The sequence below is a fragment of the Bathymodiolus platifrons methanotrophic gill symbiont genome, from assembly GCF_002189065.1.
GTDB lineage: Bacteria > Pseudomonadota > Gammaproteobacteria > Methylococcales > Methylomonadaceae > Methyloprofundus.
On the sequence record NZ_BDMN01000296.1, the window covers coordinates 1 to 14,626 of the forward strand.

General features: G+C 41.7%; 18 protein-coding genes. 9 read left to right on the plus strand and 9 right to left on the minus strand.

Annotated features, from left to right (window positions below; genetic code table 11):
* Window positions 1–393: 393 nt before the first annotated feature.
* The 3 genes from CDZ78_RS15635 to CDZ78_RS15645 form a co-directional block, all read right to left on the minus strand.
* Window positions 394–720, minus strand: a complete 327-nt coding sequence (locus CDZ78_RS15635; protein WP_087870833.1) for a hypothetical protein — start codon at window positions 718–720, stop codon at window positions 394–396.
* A gap of 173 nt (window positions 721–893) precedes the next feature.
* Window positions 894–1,280 (minus strand): hypothetical protein, encoded by a 387-nt coding sequence (locus CDZ78_RS15640; RefSeq protein ID WP_087870834.1) that lies wholly within the window; start codon window positions 1,278–1,280, stop codon window positions 894–896.
* Window positions 1,246–1,986: a multiheme c-type cytochrome gene (locus tag CDZ78_RS15645; RefSeq protein WP_087870835.1), complete on the minus strand. Its 741-nt coding sequence runs from the start codon at window positions 1,984–1,986 to the stop codon at window positions 1,246–1,248. The genes CDZ78_RS15640 and CDZ78_RS15645 overlap by 35 nt, the downstream gene beginning before the upstream one ends.
* A gap of 165 nt (window positions 1,987–2,151) precedes the next feature.
* Here CDZ78_RS15645 and CDZ78_RS15650 point away from each other — a divergent pair, with 165 nt between their 5' ends.
* Entirely contained in the window at window positions 2,152–3,207 is a 1,056-nt protein-coding gene (locus tag CDZ78_RS15650; protein WP_140414111.1) for an ATP-binding protein, read from the plus strand.
* 470 nt (window positions 3,208–3,677) lie between these two features.
* Window positions 3,678–4,613 carry a hypothetical protein gene (locus CDZ78_RS15655; RefSeq protein ID WP_087870837.1) on the plus strand — a complete coding sequence of 312 codons (936 nt, stop codon included), beginning with the start codon at window positions 3,678–3,680 and terminating at the stop codon, window positions 4,611–4,613.
* 8 nt (window positions 4,614–4,621) lie between these two features.
* On the opposite strand, the gene CDZ78_RS15660 is transcribed toward CDZ78_RS15655, so the two are convergent.
* The 3 genes from CDZ78_RS15660 to CDZ78_RS15670 all read right to left on the minus strand — a co-directional run bounded on the left by CDZ78_RS15660 (window position 4,622) and on the right by CDZ78_RS15670 (window position 6,813).
* Window positions 4,622–5,227, minus strand: a complete 606-nt coding sequence (locus CDZ78_RS15660; protein WP_087870838.1) for a nitroreductase family protein — start codon at window positions 5,225–5,227, stop codon at window positions 4,622–4,624.
* A 274-nt stretch (window positions 5,228–5,501) separates the two neighbouring features.
* A complete protein-coding gene (locus CDZ78_RS15665) occupies window positions 5,502–5,825 on the minus strand; it encodes a YqfO family protein (protein WP_087870839.1) in 324 nt (107 codons plus the stop codon).
* A complete protein-coding gene (locus CDZ78_RS15670) occupies window positions 5,818–6,813 on the minus strand; it encodes a hydrolase (protein ID WP_087870840.1) in 996 nt (331 codons plus the stop codon). Before CDZ78_RS15670 ends, CDZ78_RS15665 begins: the two co-directional genes overlap by 8 nt.
* Window positions 6,814–7,860: 1,047 nt before the next feature.
* On the opposite strand from CDZ78_RS15670, the gene CDZ78_RS15675 reads away from it, so the two are divergent.
* Genes CDZ78_RS15675 through CDZ78_RS15695 form a run of 5 tightly spaced genes read left to right on the plus strand, consistent with a single transcriptional unit; the run spans window position 7,861 to window position 12,112 of the window.
* Window positions 7,861–8,943, plus strand: a complete 1,083-nt coding sequence (locus tag CDZ78_RS15675) for an ornithine cyclodeaminase family protein (protein WP_087870841.1) — start codon at window positions 7,861–7,863, stop codon at window positions 8,941–8,943.
* 3 nt (window positions 8,944–8,946) lie between these two features.
* Complete coding sequence (locus CDZ78_RS15680; RefSeq protein ID WP_087870842.1) at window positions 8,947–9,252, plus strand: (2Fe-2S)-binding protein; 306 nt, start codon at window positions 8,947–8,949, stop codon at window positions 9,250–9,252.
* Entirely contained in the window at window positions 9,249–10,643 is a 1,395-nt protein-coding gene (locus tag CDZ78_RS15685; RefSeq protein ID WP_087870843.1) for an FAD/NAD(P)-dependent oxidoreductase, read from the plus strand. Before CDZ78_RS15680 ends, CDZ78_RS15685 begins: the two co-directional genes overlap by 4 nt.
* The gene (locus CDZ78_RS15690) at window positions 10,640–11,752 is read left to right on the plus strand and encodes an NAD(P)/FAD-dependent oxidoreductase (RefSeq protein ID WP_087870844.1); all 1,113 of its coding nucleotides are present in this window, start codon (window positions 10,640–10,642) and stop codon (window positions 11,750–11,752) included. Before CDZ78_RS15685 ends, CDZ78_RS15690 begins: the two co-directional genes overlap by 4 nt.
* 3 nt (window positions 11,753–11,755) lie before the next feature.
* Window positions 11,756–12,112, plus strand: a complete 357-nt coding sequence (locus CDZ78_RS15695) for a RidA family protein (protein ID WP_087870845.1) — start codon at window positions 11,756–11,758, stop codon at window positions 12,110–12,112.
* 146 nt (window positions 12,113–12,258) lie between these two features.
* Here the strand turns inward: CDZ78_RS15695 and CDZ78_RS24360 are convergent, their stop codons facing one another.
* Both CDZ78_RS24360 and CDZ78_RS15700 read right to left on the minus strand, forming a co-directional pair.
* Window positions 12,259–12,420: a DUF5329 family protein gene (locus CDZ78_RS24360; RefSeq protein ID WP_373862494.1), complete on the minus strand. Its 162-nt coding sequence runs from the start codon at window positions 12,418–12,420 to the stop codon at window positions 12,259–12,261.
* Window positions 12,421–12,582: 162 nt separating this feature from the next.
* The gene (locus CDZ78_RS15700; protein WP_140414112.1) at window positions 12,583–12,810 is read right to left on the minus strand and encodes a DUF5329 family protein; all 228 of its coding nucleotides are present in this window, start codon (window positions 12,808–12,810) and stop codon (window positions 12,583–12,585) included.
* A gap of 114 nt (window positions 12,811–12,924) precedes the next feature.
* On the opposite strand from CDZ78_RS15700, the gene CDZ78_RS15705 reads away from it, so the two are divergent.
* Both CDZ78_RS15705 and CDZ78_RS22165 read left to right on the plus strand, forming a co-directional pair.
* Complete coding sequence (locus CDZ78_RS15705) at window positions 12,925–14,091, plus strand: phospholipase D family protein (protein WP_087870847.1); 1,167 nt, start codon at window positions 12,925–12,927, stop codon at window positions 14,089–14,091.
* 26 nt (window positions 14,092–14,117) lie between these two features.
* The gene (locus CDZ78_RS22165; RefSeq protein ID WP_280175595.1) at window positions 14,118–14,267 is read left to right on the plus strand and encodes a phospholipase D-like domain-containing protein; all 150 of its coding nucleotides are present in this window, start codon (window positions 14,118–14,120) and stop codon (window positions 14,265–14,267) included.
* A gap of 44 nt (window positions 14,268–14,311) precedes the next feature.
* Here CDZ78_RS22165 and CDZ78_RS22170 read toward each other — a convergent pair whose 3' ends face one another.
* Window positions 14,312–14,458, minus strand: a complete 147-nt coding sequence (locus CDZ78_RS22170) for a hypothetical protein (RefSeq protein ID WP_167374340.1) — start codon at window positions 14,456–14,458, stop codon at window positions 14,312–14,314.
* Window positions 14,459–14,626: the final 168 nt, after the last annotated feature.

Genomic DNA, 14,626 nt, shown 5'->3' on the forward strand with positions numbered 1-14,626 from the left:
CAGCATTGTGTATTTCAGCTACTCAATAATTGGGAAACTTCAGTTATTTGACACTCTAGCCGCAATCTCACCACTGTATGAATACCTTCCCACACAATTGTTTATCGCTTTAGCAGGATAGTTATGCCTGAAGACTAGGCTTCCTGCATTTCCAACAATACTTGCGACAGAACCTCCAAAGCTGTTGCTCTAGTATTTTTTTTTGTTCTTCTGACATTTTTCCCTTGTTTAAAAAATATTCAATTTGTATATAATATATTATATATTATATAACTTTTATATAATTATCAATTTTTTTTTATATGATTACCATATAATTTAAAAACCTGCTTCTTCCATTTTTTCCTTGATGTACGCTTCTTTTTTACCTGCAAAATCATCAATTCTAGTAATTTACGGAGTAAATGTTGTACTAGTCATTATTGTTACTTTCGCATTTGATGCATTATACATACGCTTAAAGTCAGTCACTTCTTTCGAGCTATCTTTAAACAAATCCTGTGCGAAACCATAGGCTAATGTTTGATATACCATTTCAACAGTCACGCTATACCCCGTACCTGTTAGCCCAGTCAGTGAATAACTTATCTCATCGCTGCCACCAATAAAATTAGCATCCGTAACAGCTTCACCAGCCACTTTCACATCATTAGGTGCGGCTTGCTTATCAAAGCCATTAGGTAATAAACGATTATCTTTTACATAGCTGAAGTTTCCCAATTATTGAGTAGCTGAAATACACAATGCTGGTGTATCAAGGTTTATTTTAGGTGGTTTTGCCATGTTTATAGCAAACCCCTACTTAATTCCCCTTAGGCAATAGCATTTGAAACGAATGAAAAGACTATTTTTTTCATATAGTTGTAGCATAGTTTCAATTTTACCATAAATAATTATTGGGAAACTTCAGTTACATAGCTACTCGCACGCAATAAGGTATAAGTAACATTACCATCAGAATCATGCATGATCGACTCGTAAACCTGTACCTGATCAGCCGACTCAATTAAATCATAATGAGGCTCAAACTTAGTCTGATCCATATCAGAGTCCAGACCAACGACACTACCGTTAGCATTCACTTTGCCAGACTCAAATACAACTTCATCATTATCTTTTACTGTCACATGTAAAATCACACGGCGGGATGGGTAGGCAGAAGGTAGTTTATGTCCCGTATTACTATTAATACGCAAACTAAATTCTACCGTTCCTGCTGCTTGTCCAGCACTGATTACCTCTATACTAGCGGCATTGGCTAATATTGTTATAAGGCCCATATATTTTTCTATCCACGGCATTTGCATAACTATCAACCGGATAATGCCCAGACATACCTTCAGCTGTACCTAAAAGTGGACTATCAGAGATCTGGTGACATAAAGTACAACTCACACCATCCATAGCTCGGTCATGATAGGCATTGTTTGCATTAGTAAAACCAGCATCTAGGATTTCAATCGGTGCATTATCTTTCGATGCTTCAAAATGTGCCATTGGAGCATGACATTTAGAACATTTATCATTAATAACACCCGCTAAAGCATCTCCGGCTGAAGCATCGTCACCAACAGAGTCACGCGCTCTATTTAATTCAGTGCGTACTTTTGCTTTCCATAATGGGTCGCGTGTTGCATTCGCCATCATAGTTGACTTCCATGCCTTAATAATAGACACATCTTTGCCGGTATCATCACTTAGCCCATCATGGCACATCTGGCAATTTGCCGAGCCTGAAAAATGCTCTGACGTAAAGGAAGGGTTGCCGGTTGGGCCTGGCTCAATAACAGGCGAACTCTCAGTTAAGACACTAAAAGTATCACTGACTCCACCAATAGTGAGGGTCGCATTAGTCACTGTCGAATAATCAGCACTAGCATTGACACGAACCTGTACGGTATCTCCATTATCTACATTAATGGGTATTGAGCTACTAAAACTTCCACCATTAACCGCATATTCCCCACCAACAATCAGGCGCGCCATGCTACCTCACAACATTCTGGGACTCCTGTCACCAAACGCTTTCAACTACCTAATTCCGGCTGGTACTGGGAAATCAGACAAGCAGAAAAAACACTCAGTTCTTCCCGCTCCCTTCAGGGCGAGCAGCTAAATGTTTCCAAATTACAAGGTGGTGGCGTTTTAACTGTGCTCAGAAAGAAACGTCTACTATTATCTGAATTAATGGCTGAAAGTTTGTTAGAAATACAACATTTCTCCGGGCCAGACAACAAACTCTTACATGCTCAGTTATTGGTAATTACCTTTCCTCAGGCTAACCAGGAAATACTATATATAGCTACCGGACCAATATCGGAGGTTGATTACGATGTAAGCCGCTTTGCTAAACAGGTTATCATTAGCTTTTGGGTTCTAGGTAGCGGCCTGATACTTGCCATTGTATTTCAGGTCAGAATTGCACTAAAACCCCTTAAAGCAATGAGCAATGCCATAGGTGATGTCCAGCAAGGTAAGAAAGAAAGATTACCTGAAAATTATCCTGATGAGATACAGGTAGTTGTCAGTGAAATTAATTCTCTGCTAGACCATAGAACGGAAACACTGCTACGAGCCAGGAAGGATCTTGGCAACCTTGCCCATACCATCAAGAACCCACTTGCGGTCATTATTAATGAGGCTGACTGTATAAAGAATGAATCTGGCCAGCTGATCCATAATAAAGCCGAATTGATAGCTGCTAATCTGGATCATTATCTAGCCAGGGCCAGAGCAGCAGGAACGGCCAACCTGCTTAGTTCTCGTACCAATATTGTAAAAGTCGTTGATGATCTACGTTACTCCATGGACCAGCTTTACAAGGACAAACAAATCAAAATATCTATCCAGAATCTTGGCAATAACTACTTCTGTGGTGAAGCCCAGGATCTGGAAGAAATGCTAGGCAATCTTATCGATAACGCCTGCAAATGGACACATGACCAGGTCTGGATTCATGCAACGCGGGATAAACATAATCAACGCATCCATCTTTTTGTTGAAGACAATGGCCCGGGTATTCCAGACAGCCAGTTAGCTATTGTTTTACAGCGCGGCAGGAGGCTTGATGATACTGTTTCAGGTCATGGCTTAGGGCTTAATATTGTTAACGACATAACTCAACTCTATAGCGGTTCCTTGACGCTTAAGAAAAGTTCTTATGGCGGTTTGTGTGCAATACTAGACCTACCTGTCAGCAGTAATTAAGAGTAATTTTCACATAAAATAAATTTGTACGCGGCCTCCTTAAATGTACAATCAATTACTTAGAACTCACTAATGTAACTTCTCATTATTTGGGGGCATGGGCGGCTCGCCCATACAAACGGGCAAGCTGCCCGTACCCCTAGGAAATTTTGCCCATGAATAATGAGAAGTTACTCACTAACTGAAGTTTCCCAATTATTGAGTAGCTGAAATACACAATGCTGGTGTATCGAGGTTTATTTTAGGTGGTTTTGCCATGTTTATAGCAAACCCCTACTTAATTCCCCTTAGGCAATAGCATTTGAAACGAATGAAAAGACTATTTTTTTCATATAGTTGTAGCATAGTTTCAATTTTACCATAAATAATTATTGGGAAACTTCAGCTCACTAATAAGCTGTTGCTTTAAACAGAAACATACCTGATTTACTTGATAAACAGATTCACAAAAAGAATTTAATAGCAAAACAATGAGCGAACAACCTTTTATATTTAATCAAATCCATATCGAAGCAGCGCGCAATGCTTCGGATGATTTCAACTTGTTTCATGATAAGCATAAGTGGTTACAAATCACTCACAACCCATTCAAAGGCCCCATCGTCCTGGGCTTTCAGTTGAATGCAATGATTGAATATCAGCTTCGCCTTTATCGGGAAGTACATCATGAAAACCGGATTATTGCTGAAAATGGCTTACGCTTTAGTAATTATCAAATCACCTTTGTTAATGCCGTACGTCCAGACCGTGAATTATTCCTGGACATCAAAAAAACGCTAATCAAAACTATTCCTGACCTGACTTTATCTAATCGAATCACCATTAAAGCCAATAATAAAACAGTACTTTTGGGATCCAAAAAAGAAACGCGGAAGCCTTTATTTCTAGCAAACACTGACTTATCCGGCCTACCTGATTTGAACACGCTTCCAGATTGCTCAACAATCCCGGACAGCCCCTATTTCTTGAAACGGAAGTATGTCAATAACGGCAATGCTAAAAACTTTTTATCCGGTTCTTTAGCGGAGCAATCAGATTACTTTGACGAATTAGATGGCCTGGTTGAATACCCGGAAATTTTTCCATGTAGTTTAGCCTCTGGGGCACTACTAGAAAAGGCGCAAGTTGAAGATCAACATGATTTTAAGCGTAACCCAATGGTTTATACTTCCCACAGCCTATCTGTCGACCGGGAGCATTTACGTCTACTGAAAAATAATCATAAATTGCATATTCTGGTTAATCAACTGCCTGAATCAAAGTCACGAACCTTAATAGGTACGAATATCATGTTGCGCGTGTATGAATGTTATGGCCTGCTGGAAGATGCCCAGGTCTTATTCCGGGCCCGCTTATGTCTAGTGCCTCTGGAGGAGTTACTCAATAGCTTAAGTCGCCGTAAGTAACATTTTAATTACACAAAGTGGTTATTAATAAGCACTTCTTCTTTAGCTAATTGACCAGCCCGGGGATTTGCTGCTTGTGTGGGCTTACCTATTGCCAGGCACAGCGCAATAACATGGTCATCAGGTAAATTTATTAGCTGCCCGACCTGATCAAAATCAAAGCCATCCATAGGACAGGAATCATATCCCATCGCTTTTGCCGCTAACATAAGCGTTTGTGCCGCGATTCCACAAGAACGCATGCCCTCGTCTCTTTGCACCTGATCTTTACCACGATAATATTGATCAATAGCTGGCAACATAAAATCCTGTACAGGTTGATCTGCATTTACCCAGTACCGTTCAGGCTGTTTTTCCCATGATTTTAAATCAGCGCAGATTACTATAAATAATGATGCATCCGTTACTTGCGCCTGACCCCAGGCTGCCGTTCTGATTTGCCGCCTTAATTTAGGCTCGCTTACATTTACAAAACGCCAATTCTGAATATTAAATGCAGTGGGTGACAGTATAGCCAATGAAAAGAGTTCATTAATTTGTTCATCTGTAAATCGATAGTTTGCATCAAAATGTTTAACGGCTCGGCGCGCTTTGATAGCGTCTAATGTTTGCATTATTTTTCCTTGTACAATTATTTTATCTTAACTTTTAACTACAAAACCTTTAACCACGAAAGGCACGAAATACACGAAATACACGAAAAAAAGATTCATAGTATTATTCTCTCAATTTGAGCTCTAGTTGTTCGGCACAATGGCTTGATGCGTATATTTTTTTGTAGGTTGGGTTAGCTTATCAAGCGTAGCGCGATAACGTAACCCAACAATTTAGCTAAAATGCCAGGTTACGTTTTTTCGTTATACTCAAAAATCTAACCCAGCCTACTAATCATATCAACTCATCTACCGTAAAGACTTGATAAACCTCATACGCAGGTTCTTGATATGGATGTACTTGTAATAAAGTTTTCACTACTTGTTTAATCAACTGATCAGTACAGACCATTTCCACTTTATATTCACTCAGCCTGGTGACCTGTTCTGTTTCGCCAATAAATGGCTGACTACCTGCCAATGGCTTAAACTGCCCAGTACCTAAAACCTGCCAGGCACAGCAATCATAAACACCTATTTTCCCTGCTCCTAGCTCAAATAAAGCATCTTTTACTTCTTCCACATGAGTTTCTGGTACAAAAAAACAAAGCTTATACATTATTCAACTGCTGCTGTAAAAATTCAGGAATACGCAGCTCTAACCAATACTCAGCCTGAAAAGGATTATTGCCAGAAACAAAACCAACATGACCTCCCGCTGCTGTGATTTCTAGCGATACGAAGGAAGATAATTCGGCCAATTCGGGAAGCACTTCAGGGGTCATAAAAGGGTCATCCTGTGCCTGTATTAAAAGGGTTGGAACACTAATAGCATGCAAAAACTGCCGTGAACTGGAGCGTTGATAATAGTCATCTACATTGGCAAAATCATACAGCTTAGCAACCACCCGATCATCATATTGCCAGAAAGAAGTAATATTATCTAAATCTCCTATCTGCCTTAATATCTCAGCTTCTTCACTTTTCCCTAAAGATTCTAAGTGCAACTGTTTTAAGCGTACATACTCTTTTAACTCGCGCAACAAACTAGCTCTATATAATTTGGAAAAGCCATTATCCAGTTTATCTGCACAGGCACTCAAAACCAAAGGCACAGAAACAGCTGTAGCCGCAAAAAGGTCGATATTTCCGCCCTGCTCGCCTAGCCATTTTAATAATACATTGCCACCTATGGAAAAACCCACCGCAGCCATTTGTGTTTCAGGTTCACGTGCGCGCAGGGTGCGATATAGAAAATCAATATCCCCTGTTTCGCCTGAGTGATAACAACGCGATGAATGATTATACTCACCACTACAGCCACGAAAATTCAAAGCAGCACTACGAAAACCCTGAGTTAATAAAACTTGCTGTAATCCTTTAATATATTTCGATTGCGAACTGCCCGTCAGTCCATGTAACAAAATAACCAAAGGCTGATTACCCTCGCCACAGAAATCTATATCAATAAAATCCTGATCTTCAGTAAGCAATCTCTCGCGCTTTAATACCGGGTTGGGCGGATTACGTAGTAAAGCTGGATATAAGGTCTGCAGGTGTGCATTTTTTAACCACCACGCAGGTTTAAAAGTAGACTGAATTAGCATATTGAGTTAAATATTATCTGTTTCAAGAAACTGGATAAACCGTGATTAATTAGACTATTTAGAACTTCTTTTAACTGAAGTTTCCCAATTATTGAGTAGCTGAAATACACAATGCTGGTGTATCGAGGTTTATTTTAGGTGGTTTTGCCATGTTTATAGCAAACCCCTACTTAATTCCCCTTAGGCAATAGCATTTGAAACGAATGAAAAGACTATTTTTTTCATATAGTTGTAGCATAGTTTCAATTTTACCATAAATAATTATTGGGAAACTTCAGTTCTTTTAATTACCCGTTGTTTTCACAGAGCACCCAGTTTATCTTTCCAGGTGAGCAATCTGCAAATTTAATTTATCACCTTTTGCATAGCAATAGCCTGATATACTTTACCCGATGATTGACTAAATTTCTGCATTTGTCTTATTGTTATTCTTGTTTTTTAAGTTAAAAAATAACTTGTGCGGCAATATAAAACTTTTGCGTCCTACCTAGTAACACTACATTAGGTAACACAATAAATAAACTACCTAGATTACGCAGGATTTTTGTTTGTCTTCAAGGCGTAGAAACAGGCGCATAGCTGGCTACGTAACTGTGTCTACAACACAGAAGACAGACAAACAGACAAGGAAAATGGGTGGGATATTTATTACGCGTTGCCTTAGTACATACCGCCCACTGCCGTAGCCTTGTGAAATAAATAAATATTGATCAATATCATTGACCTGACAAAAAGTAGGTATTAAATTAGTATAGTTTTGCTTTACACATACACTACCACTTAACTGAAGTTTCCCAATAATTATTTATGGTAAAATTGAAACTATGCTACAACTATATGAAAAAAATAGTCTTTTCATTCGTTTCAAATGCTATTGCCTAAGGGGAATTAAGTAGGGGGTTGCTATAAACATGGCAAAACCACCTAAAATAAACCTCGATACACCAGCATTGTGTATTTCAGCTACTCAATAATTGGGAAACTTCAGCTTTACACATACACTACCACTTAACTCACACCCACTATAATACATATCCCGGAGAATTTATGGCAGTTCATCATAAAAGCACAAAGGCATCACACCGTGTAGGTTTTACTTATCTTTCTCAAGAAGATTTACTGGATGCCGGCTGCTTTGATTTACGTATGGCAATTGAAGTAGCGGAAAAAGCCATGCTTGCCTATGAAGATCACCGTATTATGTATCCAGAAAAAATCGTGCAGATCTTTGATCAAGTCAGTCAGGATCGTATCAATTGTCTTCCTGCAACTTTACTGGATGAAAAAATCTGTGGTGCTAAATGGGTCTCGGTATTTCCACGCAACCCTAAACGTTTCGACGTACAAAACCTGTCTGCTATTTTCCTCTTGTCAGAAATAGAAAAAGGCTTTCCAATCGCAGTAATGGAAGGCACGCTAGCCTCAAACATGCGTGTTGCGGCAATTGGGGCGATAGCAGCAAAACATTTAGCGCGTAAAGATAGCCAGAGTATTGGCTTTATTGGTGCTGGTGAGCAGGCAAAAATGCATTTATTAGGGATGAAAGTGGTTCGCCCTAGTTTAAAAGAATGTCGTATTTCTGCTAAAACGGCAATAGAAGAAGAGCAATTTATTGATGAACTATCACCACTACTTCCGGATCTGAATTTTATCAGAGCGAATACTGTGGCGCGAGATGCAATGGTAGGTGCGGATATCCTAGTCACAGCAACCAGCGCCCAGGCCCCCTTACTAAAAGCCGAGTGGATGAAACCTGGAGCGTTCTACAGCCATATTGGTGGCTGGGAAGATGAATATGCAGTTGCAAAGCAATGCGATAAAATCGTCTGTGATGACTGGGATACCGTAACCCACCGCACTCAGACTTTGAGTCGTATGTATAAAGAAGGTTTACTGTCACACAACGATATTCACGCTGATTTACATGAATTAGTCTCCAGACATAAACCTGGGCGAACAACAGAAGAAGAACGCATCTATTTTAATGCTGTGGGTCTAGCCTATGTAGATGTTGCTCTGGCAACCGCCATGTTTAAACGAGCTGAATCATCTCATATAGGATTGAAGCTTGATTTACAGGAATCCATGGTCTTTGAACATCATAATATCATTAGCAAAATCAGGCTATAAACCATGTTTAAACAACTCCCGAACGACGACATTGATAGCGTTGAAGTTATTTTGAACGGTAAAAAAGTTTCAGCACCGCTAGGTACAACCGTTGCAGCCATGGCATTAGCAAATGGCATACGTGCCACGCGCACAACACCCATATCGAATAGTAACCGAGCGCCATTCTGCATGATGGGAGTCTGCTATGACTGCTTGATGATAATTGATGGTAAGTCCAATCAGCGCGCCTGCGTCACCTACGTTAAAAAAGGTATGCAGGTCCAGACCCAGCAAGGCGTTGGTCCGGCATTAGGAGAGTCTTTGTGAAAAATCATTATCAACTACTCATTATTGGCGGCGGGCCGGCAGGTCTTGCTGCAGCAGTAACAGCCTCAGGCCAGGGTATTTCCTGTGCATTACTGGACGAACAAGCTGGACCAGGCGGACAAATTTACCGCTCTATTGAGTCGGCACCAGAACAACGTGCCCAGGTATTAGGTACCGAATACCAACGCGGCAAGGGCTTAGCGGAAGATTTTCGTGCCTGTGATGTCGACTATTTCCCTGAAACCAAAGTCTGGTCACTGAATAATGAACGGGAAGTTGGGGTCTTATATAAAGAACAGAGCAAAATCATCAGTGCCGACCAGATTCTGGTCGCCAGTGGCGCCATGGAACGCCCCGTACCATTTCCTGGCTGGACGTTGCCCGGCGTAATGCAGGCTGGCGCAGGACAAATTTTATTCAAATCTGCTGGCGTTATTCCTAGTGACGGCGTGGTGCTTGCAGGCTCAGGACCGCTCTTATTATTGCTAGCCTGGCAATATATGCAAGTCGGAGTTAATGTTAAAGCCATGCTGGATGTCACGCCACTGAGCAATCATTTACAGGCCATGCCTAAACTGCCCCGAGCTTTGTTAGCGCATCATTATTTAACTAAAGGGCTGGTTTACCAGCGGGACCTTAAGCGTGCGGGTGTCGTAACAAAAATTGGCGTCAGTAATCTCCATGCTCAAGGTGATGGTGAATTACAATCTGTTCATTATCTACACTGGGGGCGTGAACACAGCATTAAAACTGATTTATTAATGACCCACTTTGGTGTAATCCCACATATATGGCTAACTCAGGCTGCTGGCTGCAAGCATCAATGGGATAGTAGTCAGCAATGCTGGCGACCTCAACATGATAAGTGGGGCAATACTAGCATAGAAGGTATTCTGGTTGCCGGAGATGGTGCCGGGATTAATGGCGCCCGATCAGCAGAACATGCGGGACGACTAGCAGGACTACAGGCCCTGTTTGCCTTAGGCGCTATTACCCAGTCTGAACGTGACTCACAATCTGTTAATGAACGCAAACGGATGGAGGATGAGCGCCATATCCGCCCCTTTCTGGAAGCTTATTTTGCTATTCCGAAAAACATGCTGGCAACGCCAGATAACGATACTATTATCTGTCGCTGCGAAGAAATTACCGCTGGACAGATTCGTGCAGCGGTAGACAATGCCCACGGAGATAGCAACCAGGTTAAGTACTTATCTCGTTGTGGCATGGGGCCCTGTCAGGGTAGGCAATGTTCCAATGCAGTTGCTCATATTGTCGCTGATGCAGGTGGACAAGCAATCTCTGTTAGCAGTCACTTTCGAGGACGACCTCCCGTTGCACCACTGACATTAGAACAACTCGCAAGTCTGTCACAGGAGAATACTCAATGAATACTGATGTACTCATTATTGGTGCTGGTCTGGTTGGCGCATCCACCGCCTTACAGTTAGCAATGCGTGGTTGTCACTGTACTGTGATTGATAAAGACAGTCCAGGGCGTCATGCCTCCGGATCTAATGCCGGGGGCTTGCGCCAGTTAAATCGCGACCCGGCAGAAATACCGCTAACTGTAGAAGCGGCAAAGATGTGGCACGATATAGAAAGCCTGGTTGATTCAGACTGTGACGCTCGATTTCCCGGACAATTACGCGTGGCAGAAAACCAGTATGATCTGGACAAATTGGAGCAACGCGCTGCCATGGTTCGCGCTATGGGCTATCAACATGAAGAGATCATAGACAAAAAAGAACTTTACCAATTGGTACCGGCACTGGCACCACACTGTGTGGGCGCATTAATTTGCCGTGGTGATGGCTTTGCCCGTCCCTATCATGCCCTGACTGCGTTTCGCCAAAAAGCGGAATCACTAGGCGCGACCTTCCATTCCAATACCGAAGCCTATAGTATCGAACAAGAAGGTGATGGCTGGTCAGTACGTACTTCTCAAGGCACTTATAACAGTAAGATTCTGGTTAATTGTGCTGGAGCCTGGGCTGGAGAATTAGCCGCCAAAATGCACAAGCCAGTACCACTCAGCCCAAAAGCATTAATGCTAATGGTCACTGAACGCCTGCCCCATTTTGTCGATCCAGTTATGGGCGCAGCCAGTCGGAAACTTTCATTTAAGCAAATGCAAAATGGTACATTGATTATCGGTGGCGCTCTGGTAGCCAAACTTGATTTTGCACAAGGTACGACTGATATAGACTGGCAACAACTAGCGGCCAGTGCCAAAACAGTTACTGACTTTTTTCCGCAATTAAAAAATGTACGGGTAGTTCGTGCCTGGGCAGGTATTGAAGGGTTTATGCCCGATAATATTCCAGTCATCGGCGCATCAAAATCAATGCACAATGCCTACCATGCTTTTGGCTTTTCTGCTCATGGCTTACAGTTATCTCCCGTTATTGGGCGTATTTTGGCGCAACTAATACTGGATGGCAGTACCGAGTTACCGATAGAGCCATTTAATATCAACAGGTTTAATAATCAGGAGTAAAAAATGAGTATTACCCGTTTAGGCACAGAAAGGCGCCGCATGAGTAAAATAATTATTCATAATGACACCATCTATCTTTGCGGCCAGGTGGCTAAAGATTCCAATACCGATATCCGGGAACAAACCCAGACCATGCTGGATAAGGTGGATGGTTTGTTAGATCAGGCAGGTAGTGATAGGGAACATATACTTTCAGCGACCATTTATATCAAGGATATGCAGGATTTCGCCAGTATGAATGAAGTATGGGATGCATGGGTTGTGGAAGGTTATTCACCCGCCCGCGCCTGTGTGCAGGCAAGCCTCGCACGACCGGAATTACTGGTTGAGATCTCTGTTATTGCGGCAGTTAAAAAATAACCAGCCTAACTTGCTATTTAATATTATAAAAAGTGGCTTTTATTCACCTTCAACATAGGATGTGTTGAGGAACGAAACGCATCACACACTTTATACCGTAAAGGTGCATTTCCTATCGTCAACACATCCATCAGCTCTTGATACACTTACATCGACTTATGTTGCTTTCGATAGTTTTGTAATTCCTGCAAAAGCCAGTCTTTTGTCTTTACCGTTCGCTGCCCGGCACACTTCACTCGATAGTCTCGGCCAGTCACGGTACTTTTTGTCGCCGAATATTCTATAAACTGAAGTTTCCCAATAATTATTTATGGTAAAATTGAAACTATGCTACAACTATATGAAAAAAATAGTCTTTTCATTCGTTTCAAATGCTATTGCCTAAGGGGAATTAAGTAGGGGTTTGCTATAAACATGGCAAAACCACCTAAAATAAACCTCGATACACCAGCATTGTGTATTTCAGCTACTCAATAATTGGGAAACTTCAGTTCTATAAACTGCTCAGTTGTTTTAATATCCTCTCTAAAGTAGTCATATTTTTGCTGTATATGGCTTATTGCTTCAGGTCCATTATGACTTGTCCAGTTCCTCTCTATCTGGCACGATGTGTTACCAACAAAACTAATTAAATGATCTACTTCATGCCGTGCCTCTGGCGGAACATCAGCACTCACTACACTGCTAAATAAGAGCATTATGCTTAAGGAATATTTTTTCATGGGCTACAAAATAATTAAATTACTATCTTCAAAAGTTAATTAGAATATCCTTACGTAGTATACTAAGCTAATTATGTCTGGAGCTAATCTATGGCAAGCATAGCCCGAGCCTTTCCCCTGTTACTCATGGTTTTTCTAGTTGGCTGTGCGACCACCGACAAACAGATTTCACGCACACCTTCAACAGCCCTGGGGCATCCAGAGCTAACCAGCGCCCATCAGTTTATACAAGCAGAACTTGAACAGCACCCGGGAAAGTCAGGCTTTGTTCTGCTTAATTCTGGGGAAAAAGCTTTTACTTCGCGCAATGCAATGACTCAAATTGCAGAAAAAACGCTTGATGTTCAATATTATATCTGGGACAGTGACATAATTGGTTCTATCCTGATTAATCAATTGATCAAGGCTGCAAACCGGGGTGTACATGTTCGGCTGCTGATCGACGACGTTCAATCTGGCGGCAGAGACTTTGGTCTTGCAAAGCTTGATGCGATTAACAATTTTGAAGTCAGACTTTTTAATCCTTTTGAAGACCGAAACTTTCGAGTTTTTGAGTTTATAGCTAATATGTCAGAACTCAACCACCGAATGCATAATAAAGCCTTTATTATGGATAACACTTTTGCAATTATTGGTGGCAGAAATATAGGTAATCAATATTTTGGTGTCAGCTCCGAGATGAATTTTCGGGACCTGGATATCATCACGACCGGTCCAATTGTTAAGGATATTTCAAAAAGTTTTGACGTATTCTGGAATAGTGAGTGGGCTATTCCTATACAGGCCATTTCCAAAAAGCAACCCAGCCCTAAAGACGTTCAAAAAGGACTAAAAAAGCTACAAAAATATATCGATAACCATAAAGAATTCCCCTACCCAGTTCATAGTACCCAGGAAGAAATTTATCAACGCATGAATGCGACCAAAGATAGTTTAATCTGGGCTAATGCAAAAATCCTATACGATGATCCGGCAAAAAAGATAGACACTGACACAGGCTACCAGGGAATCCAGCCTCATCTGACTAAACTGGCTAATGATGCACAGGATGAGATTCTAATAGAGTCTGCCTATTATATTGCCGGACCTAATGGAGCCAAAAGAGCGCTTGAGCTACATAAAAAAGGCATTAAGCTGCGAATACTGACCAATTCCATGGCGACCAATGATGTAGCGGCGGCGTTTGTTTTTTACGAAAAATATCGTGAGGAACTGATTGAAAACGGTGTTGAGCTATACGAACTCAGGCGGACCTGAATTCACAAAGGAAATTCTGGTCGCTACTGGCTAGTAAATCCAATGCCTCACTACATACTAAAGTGATCGTCGTGGATCGTAACACAACCTTTATCGGCTCTTTTAATCTAGACCCACGTTCAGTAGACATCAACACTGAAGTTGGCTTACTTATCGACTCCCCTGAACTCGCTTAGCAGGTTATTGCATATATGAATATCGGCACTAGACCTAGCGATAGTTATCGTCTTGAACTGGAAAAGGATGACAAAGACCAGGCGCGCCATGCTACCTCACGAAATTCCGGGACTCCTGTCGCCATAATTCGTTCACCTACGCAGCGGATGGGAGATGCCCTGAACGCCCTGCGTCCGCAACGACTACGCACAAAAGCCGCTTCGTCATTACTACCTCACTGGCTGGACGGCTATTCGGAATGCAATTCTTGCTCCTCTCGCGTGCTGCTAGCACACGTCGAATCAGCGAATTGCCCTGTCGCCTATCAGGGACTAAAAATCACCACTTCGCTAAGCTCCGTTTCCATGATTTTCAGCGA

What these genes read in the sequence shown, in the direction of transcription:
- CDZ78_RS15680 (WP_087870842.1), top strand. Translation starts at nt 8,947, where the DNA reads ATGTTTAAACAACTCCCGAACGACGACATTGATAGCGTTGAAGTTATT.
- CDZ78_RS15640 (WP_087870834.1), bottom strand. Translation starts at nt 1,280, where the DNA reads ATGGGCCTTATAACAATATTAGCCAATGCCGCTAGTATAGAGGTAATC.
- CDZ78_RS15670 (WP_087870840.1), bottom strand. Translation starts at nt 6,813, where the DNA reads ATGCTAATTCAGTCTACTTTTAAACCTGCGTGGTGGTTAAAAAATGCA.
- CDZ78_RS15690 (WP_087870844.1), top strand. Translation starts at nt 10,640, where the DNA reads ATGAATACTGATGTACTCATTATTGGTGCTGGTCTGGTTGGCGCATCC.
- CDZ78_RS15665 (WP_087870839.1), bottom strand. Translation starts at nt 5,825, where the DNA reads ATGTATAAGCTTTGTTTTTTTGTACCAGAAACTCATGTGGAAGAAGTA.
- CDZ78_RS15645 (WP_087870835.1), bottom strand. Translation starts at nt 1,986, where the DNA reads ATGGCGCGCCTGATTGTTGGTGGGGAATATGCGGTTAATGGTGGAAGT.
- CDZ78_RS15675 (WP_087870841.1), top strand. Translation starts at nt 7,861, where the DNA reads ATGGCAGTTCATCATAAAAGCACAAAGGCATCACACCGTGTAGGTTTT.
- CDZ78_RS15655 (WP_087870837.1), top strand. Translation starts at nt 3,678, where the DNA reads ATGAGCGAACAACCTTTTATATTTAATCAAATCCATATCGAAGCAGCG.
- CDZ78_RS15660 (WP_087870838.1), bottom strand. Translation starts at nt 5,227, where the DNA reads ATGCAAACATTAGACGCTATCAAAGCGCGCCGAGCCGTTAAACATTTT.
- CDZ78_RS15705 (WP_087870847.1), top strand. Translation starts at nt 12,925, where the DNA reads ATGGCAAGCATAGCCCGAGCCTTTCCCCTGTTACTCATGGTTTTTCTA.
- CDZ78_RS15700 (WP_140414112.1), bottom strand. Translation starts at nt 12,810, where the DNA reads ATGCTCTTATTTAGCAGTGTAGTGAGTGCTGATGTTCCGCCAGAGGCA.
- CDZ78_RS15695 (WP_087870845.1), top strand. Translation starts at nt 11,756, where the DNA reads ATGAGTATTACCCGTTTAGGCACAGAAAGGCGCCGCATGAGTAAAATA.